The following is an 11,913-nucleotide window of genomic DNA, read 5'->3' as shown; positions in this document are numbered from 1 at the left end:
AACGACCGATCCCGGCGCGTGGAGACGCGCGTCGGGAGAGGACCCTTCATGTCCAGCTTCCGTTGCCTTTCGCGCCTTTGCGCCCTGATCCTGACGCTGCTGCTCGGGCTGATCGTCGGCACCCTGCCGGCGGCCGCGCAGACGGGTGTCCAGACGAGTCGTATCCAGAATACCGCGACGCTGTCGTTCGACGACGCGGGCAGCGATTCCGGCGTACGCATCGTACCGTCCAACACGGTCGCGCTTGACGTGAACCGTGCCAAGCGCCCGACGACGCTCACCTTCCACCTGCCACCGCCCAATTACGAACTGACAGGCGCCAAGTGCCAGACGGCCCCCAGCTTCCTGTTCACGCCAGCGCCGATTGATGCCGCCACCTACGCCGCATCGCCCTGGGTCGCGGCGATCGACATCTACGCCGACATGATCCTGGTGCTCGACAACCAGGCCGGCAACCACGATCCCGATGCACGCGAGACCGCGGTCATCGCCGTCGATGTCGGTACGATCCACACGACGCTGACACTGATCGAGACCGCGGCCGACAGCGGCATCTTCGCCGGCGGCATCCCCGCGAGCGCGACGGGCAAGCATCCCGAACTCGCCGCCTGCGACATCCGCAACATGCGCGGCGCGACGATCAAACTGAGCTTTTCCGAGGACGGCTACAGCCTCGCTTCGATGGCGTCGCTGCTGATCGATCCGGCCGGCTACACCTTCGATTCGCGGACCGGCGCGCTGGTCGACGGCACCACCGTGTCGCTGGTCGACGATGCCGGCCAGCCCGCGACCGTGTTCGGCGACGACGGCGTCAGCCGCTATCCCTCCACCGTCGTCACCGGTGAGGCAGTCACCGACGCCAGCGGCCGCGTGTACCCGGGCGAGACCGGCCGGTACCGCTTCCCGCTCACCGCACCCGGCCGCTATTACCTGAAAGTGACGCCACCGGGCACCTACACCGCGCCGTCGACCGTCGATCGCGCGACGCTTGCCGCGTTGAAGGATCCGCAGGGCACGCCGTTCATCCTCAACGACACTAGCTTCGGCGGTTCGCTGACGCTGTCGACGCCCGAGCCGTTTTCAGCCGACATCCCGCTCGACAGTCCCGGCGCGGGGACGCTGCTGCTGACGAAGGTCGCTTCCGTGCGAGAGGCGTCCCCCGGCGATTTCGTCCAGTATCTGCTGCGCATCACCAACCGCGATACGGTCCCCGCACGCGGACTCCACGTCGCCGACACGCTGCCCAAGGGACTGCGCTACGAACGCAATTCCGCGCGCGGTGGCGATGAGCCGACCGTATCGACCGACGGCCGCAGTCTCGATTTCGTCATACCCGTGCTCGCGGCGGGTGCGTCTACCGAACTCAAGTACGTCGTCAGCATCGCCCCCGGCGCGCCCACCGGCGAAGCGCTCAACCGCGCGCGTGTCGTCGGCCAAGGCACCGTCACCAGCAACGAGGCCGCGGCATCGGTCCGCCTGCGCCCGTTGCTGTTCACCGACGCGATGACCATCATCGGCCGCGTGACCGAGGGAAATTGCGGCGATCCGGTCGACAAGCGCAAGGGCGTGCCCGGAATCCGCCTGCTGATGGAGGACGGCACGTTCGTCTCCACCGATCGCGACGGGCTGTACCATTTCGAGGGCGTCCGCGCCGGGCGTCACGTCGTCCAGATCGACACGTCGAGCATCCCCGCGACGCACGCACCGGTCGCCTGCGACATCGACACGCGCCAGGCCAACAGCCCGATCTCGCGCTTTGTCGAGGGCGATGGTGGATTGCTCAAGCGCGTCGACTTCCAGCTCAAGCCGACCGGCAAGGCTGCGTCGGCGGACGCGGGCCTCCCTGTCACGGTCGCCGATGCCGCCGTCGCCGCGGGCAGCCGCGACTGGCTGGCGGGCGAGCAGACTGCCGGCATCGACTGGCTGTTCCCACAGGCCGATCACAACCCGCGCGCGCCGATCGTCCGCGCGGTTGTCAAGCACGCGCCCGGCCAGCGCGTTGCGCTTTCGATCAACGGCAAGCAGGTCGAGCCGCTCGCGTTCGACGGCACAGATCAGCGCGACGGCACCGACATCGCGGTCTCGCGCTGGACGGGCATCCCGTTGATCGACGGCGACAATCGCCTCCAGGCACGCGTGCTCGCCGCCGACGGCAGCGTCGTGAAGACGCTCGACCGCGTGGTGCATTACTCCGGGCCCGGCGTTCGCGCGGTGTTCGACGCCGCCAGCAGCCGCCTCGTCGCCGACGGCATGACCCGCCCGCTGATCGCGGTGCGCGTGACCGACAAGACCGGTCGCCCGGTGCGCGCGGGCACGCTCGTCCCGTTCACCGTCGACCAGCCCTACACCGCGGCGGTCGAGGCCGAACTCGAACAGGGTCGCCAGCTCGCCGGTCGCGAGCGCTCGTCCACCACTGCACAGGTGGTCGGCGACGACGGCCTAGCCTTCATCGCGCTCCAGCCGACGACGCAGGCCGGCGCGGTGCACGTCGTCGTCTCGCTGGCTGAAGAGAAGATCGTCCATACCAGCGAAGTCCGTGCCTGGCTCGCCGCGTCGGCCAAGGATTGGGTCGTGGTCGGGTTCGGCGCGGGCTCGCTCGGCTACGACATGCTCAGCAAGCGCCAGTCGGGCCTGCCGCGGTCGCAGCGGAACAGCGTCGTCACCGACGGCCAGCTCGCTTTCTATGCCAAGGGTCGCGTCAAGGGCTCGTGGCTGGCGACGATCGCCTATGACAGCGACCGCAAATACGATCCCGACCGCGGCCTGCTCGGCACGATCGACCCCGACCGCTATTACACCGTCTACGGCGACGGCTCGCGCCAGGGCTATGACGCGGCAACCCGCCGGAAGCTGTACCTGCGGCTCGAGCGTCGTGAGTTCTACGCGCTGTTCGGCGATTTCGAGACCGGGTTCACCGATACGCAGCTGACGCGCTACAACCGCACGCTCAACGGCATCAAGACCGCGTACGAGGGCAAGCGGGTTCGTGCGACCGGATTCGCCGCGCATACCGACACGCTGTATTCGCGCGATGAGATCCAGGGCAACGGGCTGAGCGGTCCCTACCGCCTGTCGGGGCGTAACATCGTGCCGAACAGCGATAAATTGCGGCTCGAAACCCGCGATCGCTTCCGCTCCGAACTGATCGTCGCCAGCACCGAACTCACCCGCCACATAGACTACGACATAGACACGTCGATGGGCACAGTCCGCTTCCGCCAACCGATCCTGAGCCGCGACGGCAACCTGAATCCGATCTTCATCGTCGCCGATTACGAGGTCGAGGGCGGCAGGTCGGCGAAGCTCGCAGCCGCCGCGCGCGTTGCGACCAAGCTCGCGAACGGCCGCGTCGAAGTGGGCGCTGCGGTGATCCGCGACGAGACCGTCGGCAAGGCCACCGTGCTCGGCGCAGACATCAAGGCGCACGTCACCGCCAATACCGAACTGCGCGGCGAGATCGCCAAGGGCGGTCGCGGCGGACTTGGCCAGGGCCTCGCCTATCTGGCCGAGGTCGATCACCACGGCACCAAGCTCGATCTGCTCGCCTATGCGCGCCAGCAGGATACCGCGTTCGGCGTCGGCCAGCAGAACCTCGTCGAGGCGGGGACGCGCAAGTTCGGGCTCGACGGCCGGCTACGGCTGACCGATCGGCTGAGCGTGACCGGGGTTGCCTGGTACCAGCAGCAGTTGACCAACCCCGGTACGCGCGCCGCCGGCGAGGCGCGCCTGGAATATCGCCGCGACACCGGCACGATCTTCGTCGGCGGCCAGTTCGCGTCGGACCGCGGCATGGACGGCAAGAACCGCGACAGTCGTCTGCTGACGGTCGGCGGCACGCAAGCGCTGTTCGGCAATGCGGTGACGCTCACCGGCCAGACGCAGTTCGCGCCCGGTGGCGACAGCGACAGCGTCGACTTCCCTATCCGCCACCAAATTCAGCTCGCCTACCGCATCAAGCCCGGCATCCGCCTGATCGGCGGGTACGAGATTGCGAACGGCGACGGCTATGTCGCGCATACCAAGCAGTTCGGCGTCGACGTGGCCCCCTGGACCGGCGCCAAGCTGATGAGCACGCTCAACCAGCAGGCGATCGGTGAGAACGGCGCAAGGACCTACGCGCAATACGGGCTGAGCCAGTCGGTGCCGCTCGGCAAGAACTGGACCGTCGACGGCACGCTCGACGCCAGCAACACGCTCAAGGGTGAGATTCCCAAGGGCGCGGTGGTCAATGCCTTCCAGCCGGTCACCTCGGGTGGGTATGTCGGGCAGGACCAGACCAACGGCGATTATGCCGCGGTGACGCTGGGGGCGACCTATCGCCAGGCCCGCTGGTCGGTGAACGGGCGCCTGGAATACCGCAACGCCGACAGCGGCGATCGCTGGGGGATCACCACCAACTTCCTGCGCACGCTGGGGCAGGGCAAGACGCTCGCGTCGAGCATCAAGGGGTACACGATCAAGGACAAGACCGGTGCGGTCGCGACCTATGCCACCGCCGACATCGCGCTCGCGCTGCGTCCGCTCGACAGCCGCTGGTCGGTGCTCGAACGGCTCGAACTGCGGCACGAGAGCGCGGATGCCGGGTTCACCGACACCAATTCGCTCGGCGTGCCGGCGTATGGTGGCGGCGATCAGGTGACGTCGCGGATCATCAACAACCTGGCGGTCAACTATCGCACCGGCCCCGAAGGGCTTGGCCACGGCACCGAGGCGACGCTGTATTACGGCGCGAAATACGTCGCCGGGCGCTTCGCCGACGATACCTATGACGGGTATATCGACGTGACTGGGTTCGAGTTGCGCCAGGATGTCGGCACGCGGTTCGACATCGGCGTCAGCGGCTCGGTCCAGCATGCGTGGGAGCGTGGTGCGTGGTCGTGGAGCGGCGGACCGTCGGTCGGCGTGTCGCCCGCGCAGAACACGTGGATCAGCGCCGGCTACAACGTGTCCGGCTACCGCGACCGCGATTTCGAAGACGACCGCTACACGCGGCAGGGGCCGTACGTCACGATGCGGCTGAAGTTCGACCAGGCGACGCTCGGTGGCGCCACGCGCGCCCTGTTCGGTGGTCGACGGTAATTACAGGGAGAGAGATATATGCCGATGCCGAGCCAGCCTACACCCATGCCGCTGCCGCGCGACTTCACCGACCACGGTCCGTGCGTCGAGGACCTCGCACGGGCGTTCGCGGCGCAGGACGCGGCGACCAGCGAGGCGCTGATCGAGACGCTGGCGACGCAGGCAATCCGCCAATGGCGGCTCGACGACGCGACGTTCTGGCAGCGCGTGAAGTTCCAAGCGCGGATGATCCGGGCGAGGCAGGGGTCGGGGAGTTCGGGGAAGCACTGACCTTCTCCCCTCCCGCTTGCGGGAGGGGTCGGGGGAGGGCGTGGCCGCAAATGCCGTAGCCAAGGAGGCCGGCCCCTCCCCTAACTTCTCCCGCAAGCGGAAGGGGAACAGGCCCCACTACTTCTCGTCGGTGGTCAGCTTCACCTTGTTGGGCAGCTTCTTCCCCTTGGTCCGGCGCGAGGGCAGCTGGACCGGGTTCTTCTTCTTCCACTGCGCAAACGTCATCGGCCCCTCGGGCGTGTCGATGATCGTGTCGTCGATCGAACTCATGCAATGCCTCCGCCCAGCCCAACGCACAGCAGCGAAAGGGGGACCCTCGAAGGGGGTGTTTACTCTAATCTAAAAAATGGTGCGGCCAAGAAGACTCGAACTTCCACGGGCTTTCGCCCACAACGACCTCAACGTTGCGCGTCTACCAGTTCCGCCATGGCCGCCCATGAAACATCACCGGGCGGACCCGGCATCTGGTAGGCGAGCGCCACTAGCAAGGGTTTTCGCATCGTGCAACGCCCTTTGCGAAAAAGCGTTCGTCCGGCGCCGCAAACAATGATTCCGACAGGGCTTGGGCGCCACCGCCGGATCGTCGTCCCTCGCTGCTAGCGCGTCGCCTCGCCGGCAAAGCTCAGCTCGAGGCGCTTCGAGTTCGCGGGCACGTTCAGCGTCGCGGAGTTGAAGTCGATCGCACCGCCCGGCGCCAACGTCCGCTGCTGCGGGGTGATGGTCCAGCTATACACCAGCCGCCCCTGCGCATCGCGGAGTTCGGCGCGGATATCGGGCACGCGCTGGCGCTGGTTCGACGGGTTGGTGACCTGGCCACTGACCGCGAACAGTTCCGAGCCGTTGTCGAGTTCTCGTCGCTCGATCGGGTTGTCGCGCAGTCGCAGCGGAGTCTCGTCGCTGCCGATCCCGAGACCCAGCTTCGCCGCGACTCCGGGCGCACCGAGATACACGATCGCTCCCGCCGCGATCAGCATCAGCAACCCGGCGAGTACCGCGACGATCGTCCAGCGGCGCGTCGTGTTGCGGCGCAGGCGAACCGGCAGGTTTTCGACCTGCGGGGTTGCCGGTGGAACGAATGTGGGTGCTACGACCGCAAGCTCGGGCGCGACCGGTGCGGCAGGGGCGAAAGGTGCGAACCGTTCGGCCGGCTCCGCGATCGGTGGCCGCGCCAGCGGGGCGAGCGGTGGTGGTGCGGGCGCCAGCGGGGTAGGCTCCGGAATCTCCAGCGCATCCTCGACGTCCGGTGCGGCGGCCTGGAACCAGCTATGCTTGCAATTGGCGCAGCGCACGGTGCGCCCCTCGGTCCCGATCGCGCTGTCGGGGACCAGATAGCGCGTGCTGCACTCGGGACATTGGAGGATCATGGGTACGCTTCACCAGCGGCCGCCGGAGCGCGACCGTATCTCATGCCGAATAAGCACGCGGCCCGCATATGTGGCAAGCTTGAAGCGGCGCGCGCTTTCATGCGAAAGCGCCGATACGGGCATTGGCACGGGCATCAAGCGGGCGAGAGCGGGCGCAACCACGTCATGGCGAATATCGTCCAATTCGAGAATGTCGGGCTCCGCTACGGTACGGGCCCGGACGCAGGGCCGGAGACGCTGTCCGACCTCAGCTTCACGCTGCGCAGCGGTGCGTTCTATTTCCTGACCGGCGCTAGCGGCGCGGGAAAGACCTCGCTGCTCAAGCTGCTGTATCTCGCACAGCGCCCGACACGCGGCGTCATCCGGCTGTTCGGCGAGGATGCGGTGGTGTTGTCGCGCGACCGGTTGCCCGGGTTCCGCCGGCGGATCGGCGTGGTGTTCCAGGATTTCCGGCTCGTCCCGCATCTGTCGACCTGGGACAATATCGCGCTGCCGTTGCGCGTGGCGGGAATGCCAGAGGCGGACATCGAGCAACCGGTGCGCGAGATGCTCGCCTGGGTCGGGCTGACCGAGCGTGCCGATGCGCGTCCAGCGACGCTGTCGGGTGGTGAGCAGCAGCGCGTCGCGATCGCCCGCGCCGTCATCGGGCGCCCGGAGATCCTGGTCGCGGACGAGCCGACCGGCAATGTCGATCCCGACATGGCCGAGCGGCTGCTCCATCTGTTCGAATCGCTCAACAAGCTGGGCACGACCGTCGTGGTCGCGACGCACGACTTTCATCTGCTCGGGCGGATTCCGGGCGCGCAGATGATGCGGCTCGATCGTGGGCGCCTGCTCGATCCGACGGGCTCGCTCCGCTATCCGCCGACACGGCCTGATTCGTGATGCGGTCGAAGGCGCGATCTTCGGCAGAACGCCGCGTGCTCGACGAAGCGGGCGGACTGCGCGCGATGACGTGGGTGATGGCGATCATGCTGTTCCTGACGATGCTCGCTGCGGCGTTGGGTTTGGCGACGGCGGGTGCGGCGCGGTTGCTCGACCGGCAGTTGGCGGGGCGGTTGACGGTGCAGGTCGTCGATGGCGATCCGGTGCGGCGTGACGCTGTCGCGGCGCGCGTACTGGCTGCGCTGCGGAGAATGCCGGCGGTGGCGACGGCGACGCCGGTCGATCGCGCCGAACTCACGCGACTGCTGCAACCCTGGCTCGGGTCCGATGGCGCCGATCCGCAATTGCCGGTGCCGGCGATGATCGACGTCGACCTCGGCAATCAGGACGAGGCGGTCGCGGCGCGGATTGCGACCAGTGTCCGCCGCCTGAGCCCGATCGTCCGCGTCGACCGCCACGAGAGCTGGATGTCGCCGGTCAACGACGTGATGGGCTCGCTGACGGTGCTCGCTCTGGCGCTGGTCCTGCTGATGGCGAGTGCCACGGCTGCCGTCGTCGTACTCGCCGCGCGCGCGGGGCTGGAGACGCACCGCGAGACGATCGCGGTGATGCACATGCTCGGCTCGACCGATCTCCAGGTCGCGCGGCTGTTCCAGCGGCGGATCGCGCTCGACGCGACGATCGGCGGGGTTGGAGGTGGCGTCGCGGCGCTGCTGGTGGTTGCGTTCATCGGCATCCGGTTGCACGGACTGGGCTCGGAACTGCTCGGCGGCGTGACGCTTGGTGGAGTCGACTGGGTGGCACTCGCGATGCTGCCGATCGCGTTCGTCGTCCTGGCTACGCTTGCCGCGCGCGTGACGATCGTCCGCGCGCTGAGGCATATCCTGTGATCGTGCGGTTCCTCGGCATCCTGGGGCTTGCCTGGGCGTTCGGGTTCGCGGTGTTCATGCTTCTGCTGCCGAAACCGCTCGACGGCTTCACCTCGGATGCGATCGTCGTGCCGACCGGTGGGGCGGGGCGGATCGACCGCGGCATCGCGCTGCTGCGCGATCACCAGGCGAAGCGGATGCTGGTGACGGGCGTCGCGCCGGGGGTGCGGCCGATCGATCTCGCGCTCGAGTATCGGACGTCGCCCAGGCTGTTCGCGTGCTGCATCGACCTTGGTGCAGATGCGGTCGATACGCGCTCGAACGCGGAGGAAACCGCGCAGTGGGTACGTGCGCACAAATACCGCTCGGTGCGGCTGGTGACGTCGGACTGGCACGTCGCCCGCGCCCGGATGGAGCTGGCGGCGGCGCTCGACAAGAACGTCGTGATTCTCGGCGACGGCGTGCCGGGTACGCCGCGGCTCGGGACCCTGGTCAACGAATATAACAAATTGATCCTTCGCCGGATCGCATTGTGGATTGGATTTGGCGGATGATCTGGCTGCGCAACTGGGCGTTCATGCTCGTTTTCTACACGATCTCCGTGCCGATCGTGGTGACCGTGCCGATCTCGGCGCTGTTCGGCTCCCGCGCGGTAATCGTGCATTCGACGATCTGGACGCGCTTCCATCGCTGGTGCGCGCGGGTGATCCTCGGCGTGCATATCCGCGTGGAGGGGACACGACCGACCGAGCCGGCGTTCTACGCGTGCAAGCACCAGGCGATGTTCGAGACGCTCGAGTTGCAGCGTTTGCTCGATGGCCCGGCGATCGTGTTGAAGCGCGAACTGGCGGATATTCCGGCCTGGGGCTGGGCGGCGCGGCGCTACGGCGCGATCGTGGTCGACCGCGAGGCATCGGCCAAGGCGATGCGGAACATGATGCGCGAGGCGACCGCGGCGAAGGCGACCGGGCGTTCGATCCTGATCTTTCCGGAGGGGACGCGGGTGTCGCCGGGCGAGCATCCGCCGCTGAAGCCAGGGTTCGCCGGGCTGTACCGTGCGCTGAAGATGCCGACGGTGCCGATCGCGTGCGACAGCGGGCTGGTGTGGCCACGGAAGGGCCCGAAGCTGCCGGGGGTGATCACCTTCCGGTTTGGCGAGGTGGTGCCGCCGGGCTTGCCGCGGGAGGAGGCCGAGCAGCGGGTTCATGCGGCGATGAACGCGCTGGACTAGATTGGGCAGCCACCACCTCTAGAGCCACCACCCCGGCGAAGGACGGGGCCCAGTTGGGTAGGCCGGAGTAACGGCGCGAAACGCACATTAGCGCCGTCGTCCAACTGGGCCCCGGCCTTCGCCGGGGTGGTGGCATTCTTAGGTACGGCGCAGGCTCAGCCGTTACCCGTGAGTCCGCCCGAAATCCTGGACGTCATCGTCCTGCCCCTGCTCGACGATGCTCCGCCGGATCGCTCGAGTCCGCGTGAACAGGTCGAACAGCGCATCGCCGTCGCCCCAGCGAATCGCGCGCTGCAAATGGCTCAGATCCTCCGAGAAGCGCTGCAACATCTCCAGCACCGCCTCGCGGTTGTTGAGGAAGATGTCGCGCCACATCGTCGGGTCCGACGCGGCGATGCGCGTGAAGTCGCGGAAACCGCCCGCCGAATATTTGATGACCTCCGACTGCGTCACTTCCTCCAGATCGCCCGCGGTGCCGACGATCGTATAGGCGATCAGATGCGGTAGGTGGCTGGTGACGGCGAGGACGCGGTCGTGATGCTCGGGGGCCATCGTCTCGACTTGCGCGCCAAGCCTGCGCCAGAACTCCGACACGCGCTCGACCGCGACCGGTTCCGCGCCTTCGGGCGGCGTGACGATGCACCATCGGTGGCGGAAGAGCGTTGCGAAGCCCGCTTCGGGGCCGCTCCGCTCGGTGCCCGCCACTGGATGTGCAGGGATGACTGTCGCGTTCGGCAGCGCTTCGGTCAGCGCGCGGACGATCTCCGCCTTGCAGCTGCCGACGTCGCTGACGATCGCATCCGCCGGCAGTTCAGCCGCGAACTCGGCGGCGACCTCACCCATGATCCCGACGGGTACGCACAGGATCACGAGGTCGGCATCGATCACCGCCGCGCCGGCCGAGTCCGCGACGTCGTCGCAGAACTGCAGCCGGTCCGCCGTCTCGCGCACGCTGGCATCGGCGTCGTAGCCGGTGACGCGCACCGTCGGCATCGTCGCCTGAATCGCGCGCGCCACCGACGAGCCGATCAGTCCTAGCCCGATGATCGTGACGCGCGCGAACGGCAGCATCAGGCCGCTTCGACCAGGTTGCGCAGCGCCGCGGTGACGCCGCGCGTTTCCGCCTCGGTGCCGATCGTGATGCGCAGCGCGTTGGGCAGGCCCTGGCCGGGCAGCCAGCGGACGATGTAGCCCGTGTCCATCAGCCCGTGATACGCGGCGTCGGCGGTCAGCTTGCCCTCGAACAGCACGAGCACGAAGTTCGCCTTCGACGGTACGGCGCGAAGCCCGGCATTGCCCATCTGCCCGATCTGCTCGACGAACCAGCTCCGCCACGTATCGTTATGCGCGCGCGTCGCGTCGACGAAAGCGGTGTCGCCGATCGCGGCGACAGCGGCGGCCTGGCCTGCCGTCGTCACGTTGAAGGGGGCGCGGATGCGGTGCATCGCGTCGATGATCGGCGCGCAGGCATAGCCCCAGCCGATCCGCTCGGCGGCCAGCCCGTGGATCTTCGAGAAGGTCCGCGTGACCAGCACGTTCGCCTCGGTCATCGCCAGCGCCAGGCCGGCATCGTCCTCCTCGGGCGACAGATATTCGGCATAGGCCTGGTCGAGCACGAGCAGCACCGACTTCGGCAACCCCGCATGCAGCCGCGCGATTTCGGCGCGCGGCGTGAACGTGCCGGTCGGGTTGTTCGGGTTGGCGACGAACACGACTCGGGTGCGCTCGGTGACGGCGGCGAGGATCGCGTCGACGTCGGTCGCATAGTCGCGATCGTCGACGATCACCGGCTCGGCGCCGACGCGGCGCGTGGCGATCTCGTACACCGCGAAGCCGTAGCGGACGTGGATGATCTCGTCGCCGGGACCCGCATAGGCGCCCGCGACCAGATGCAGGATCTCGTCGGAGCCGGTGCCGTAGATCACGCGCGCCGGATCGAGGTCGTAATGCGCCGCCAGCGCCTCGCGCAGTTCCGCCGCGCCCGCATCCGGATAGCGCTCCAGCGTCCGGTCGGCGGCGTCGAACGCGGCCTTCGCGGCAGGGCTGGTGCCGAGCGGGTTCTCGTTCGACGACAGCTTGATCACCGTGCGGCCATCATCGGTCGTCGAGCGGCCGGGCGTGTACGGCGCGATCCCCAGGATCCAGGGCTTCGGCGCAGGGGCGGGCGTGATGTTTGTCATGGCCGCGGGACATAGCGGGCGGTGTGGCGCGGTGG

Annotated in this window: 10 protein-coding genes and 1 tRNA gene; 6 read left to right on the top strand and 5 right to left on the bottom strand. The window is 68.0% G+C overall.

All coding sequences use genetic code 11. The features are described 5' to 3' along the window. Positions 1 to 48 precede the first annotated feature (48 nt). Together AC1ME3_RS05350 and AC1ME3_RS05345 are read left to right on the top strand one after the other, a co-directional pair. Complete coding sequence (locus AC1ME3_RS05350) at positions 49 to 5,079, top strand: hypothetical protein (RefSeq protein ID WP_480955153.1); 5,031 nt, start codon at positions 49 to 51, stop codon at positions 5,077 to 5,079. Between the two features lie 18 nt (positions 5,080 to 5,097). Beyond that, positions 5,098 to 5,349 (top strand): hypothetical protein, encoded by a 252-nt coding sequence (locus tag AC1ME3_RS05345; RefSeq protein ID WP_056064202.1) that lies wholly within the window; start codon positions 5,098 to 5,100, stop codon positions 5,347 to 5,349. A 117-nt stretch (positions 5,350 to 5,466) separates the two neighbouring features. On the opposite strand, the gene AC1ME3_RS05340 is transcribed toward AC1ME3_RS05345, so the two are convergent. From AC1ME3_RS05340 to AC1ME3_RS05330, 3 genes are all read right to left on the bottom strand, one after another. Continuing rightward, positions 5,467 to 5,619 (bottom strand): hypothetical protein, encoded by a 153-nt coding sequence (locus AC1ME3_RS05340; protein WP_165886441.1) that lies wholly within the window; start codon positions 5,617 to 5,619, stop codon positions 5,467 to 5,469. Between the two features lie 77 nt (positions 5,620 to 5,696). Then, positions 5,697 to 5,783 (bottom strand) — tRNA-Leu (locus AC1ME3_RS05335). A gap of 162 nt (positions 5,784 to 5,945) precedes the next feature. Next, positions 5,946 to 6,713 carry an MJ0042-type zinc finger domain-containing protein gene (locus AC1ME3_RS05330; RefSeq protein ID WP_480955152.1) on the bottom strand — a complete coding sequence of 256 codons (768 nt, stop codon included), beginning with the start codon at positions 6,711 to 6,713 and terminating at the stop codon, positions 5,946 to 5,948. Positions 6,714 to 6,878: 165 nt separating this feature from the next. Here AC1ME3_RS05330 and ftsE point away from each other — a divergent pair, with 165 nt between their 5' ends. Genes ftsE through AC1ME3_RS05310 form a run of 4 tightly spaced genes read left to right on the top strand, consistent with a single transcriptional unit; the run spans position 6,879 to position 9,698 of the window. Further along, complete coding sequence (gene ftsE / locus AC1ME3_RS05325) at positions 6,879 to 7,598, top strand: cell division ATP-binding protein FtsE (protein WP_480955767.1); 720 nt, start codon at positions 6,879 to 6,881, stop codon at positions 7,596 to 7,598. Then, entirely contained in the window at positions 7,598 to 8,488 is an 891-nt protein-coding gene (locus AC1ME3_RS05320) for a cell division protein FtsX (protein WP_480955151.1), read from the top strand. The genes ftsE and AC1ME3_RS05320 overlap by 1 nt, the downstream gene beginning before the upstream one ends. After that, positions 8,485 to 9,021 (top strand): YdcF family protein, encoded by a 537-nt coding sequence (locus tag AC1ME3_RS05315; RefSeq protein WP_480955150.1) that lies wholly within the window; start codon positions 8,485 to 8,487, stop codon positions 9,019 to 9,021. The genes AC1ME3_RS05320 and AC1ME3_RS05315 overlap by 4 nt, the downstream gene beginning before the upstream one ends. Then, positions 9,018 to 9,698, top strand: coding sequence for a lysophospholipid acyltransferase family protein (locus tag AC1ME3_RS05310; protein ID WP_480955149.1), 681 nt, complete (start codon positions 9,018 to 9,020; stop codon positions 9,696 to 9,698). The genes AC1ME3_RS05315 and AC1ME3_RS05310 overlap by 4 nt, the downstream gene beginning before the upstream one ends. A gap of 162 nt (positions 9,699 to 9,860) precedes the next feature. Here the strand turns inward: AC1ME3_RS05310 and AC1ME3_RS05305 are convergent, their stop codons facing one another. Together AC1ME3_RS05305 and hisC are read right to left on the bottom strand one after the other, a co-directional pair. Further along, the gene (locus tag AC1ME3_RS05305; RefSeq protein ID WP_480955148.1) at positions 9,861 to 10,769 is read right to left on the bottom strand and encodes a prephenate/arogenate dehydrogenase family protein; all 909 of its coding nucleotides are present in this window, start codon (positions 10,767 to 10,769) and stop codon (positions 9,861 to 9,863) included. Further along, the gene (gene hisC, locus AC1ME3_RS05300) at positions 10,769 to 11,878 is read right to left on the bottom strand and encodes a histidinol-phosphate transaminase (protein ID WP_480955147.1); all 1,110 of its coding nucleotides are present in this window, start codon (positions 11,876 to 11,878) and stop codon (positions 10,769 to 10,771) included. The genes AC1ME3_RS05305 and hisC overlap by 1 nt, the downstream gene beginning before the upstream one ends. Positions 11,879 to 11,913: the final 35 nt, after the last annotated feature.

The sequence above is a fragment of the Sphingomonas sp. BL2 genome, from assembly GCF_056680015.1.
Note: the sequence above shows the minus strand (reverse complement) of the source record. Positions and strands in the feature narration are given on the sequence as shown.

What these genes read in the sequence shown, in the direction of transcription:
- AC1ME3_RS05350 (WP_480955153.1), top strand. Translation starts at nt 49, where the DNA reads ATGTCCAGCTTCCGTTGCCTTTCGCGCCTTTGCGCCCTGATCCTGACG.
- AC1ME3_RS05345 (WP_056064202.1), top strand. Translation starts at nt 5,098, where the DNA reads ATGCCGATGCCGAGCCAGCCTACACCCATGCCGCTGCCGCGCGACTTC.
- AC1ME3_RS05340 (WP_165886441.1), bottom strand. Translation starts at nt 5,619, where the DNA reads ATGAGTTCGATCGACGACACGATCATCGACACGCCCGAGGGGCCGATG.
- AC1ME3_RS05330 (WP_480955152.1), bottom strand. Translation starts at nt 6,713, where the DNA reads ATGATCCTCCAATGTCCCGAGTGCAGCACGCGCTATCTGGTCCCCGAC.
- ftsE (WP_480955767.1), top strand. Translation starts at nt 6,879, where the DNA reads ATGGCGAATATCGTCCAATTCGAGAATGTCGGGCTCCGCTACGGTACG.
- AC1ME3_RS05320 (WP_480955151.1), top strand. Translation starts at nt 7,598, where the DNA reads ATGCGGTCGAAGGCGCGATCTTCGGCAGAACGCCGCGTGCTCGACGAA.
- AC1ME3_RS05310 (WP_480955149.1), top strand. Translation starts at nt 9,018, where the DNA reads ATGATCTGGCTGCGCAACTGGGCGTTCATGCTCGTTTTCTACACGATC.
- AC1ME3_RS05305 (WP_480955148.1), bottom strand. Translation starts at nt 10,769, where the DNA reads ATGCTGCCGTTCGCGCGCGTCACGATCATCGGGCTAGGACTGATCGGC.
- hisC (WP_480955147.1), bottom strand. Translation starts at nt 11,878, where the DNA reads ATGACAAACATCACGCCCGCCCCTGCGCCGAAGCCCTGGATCCTGGGG.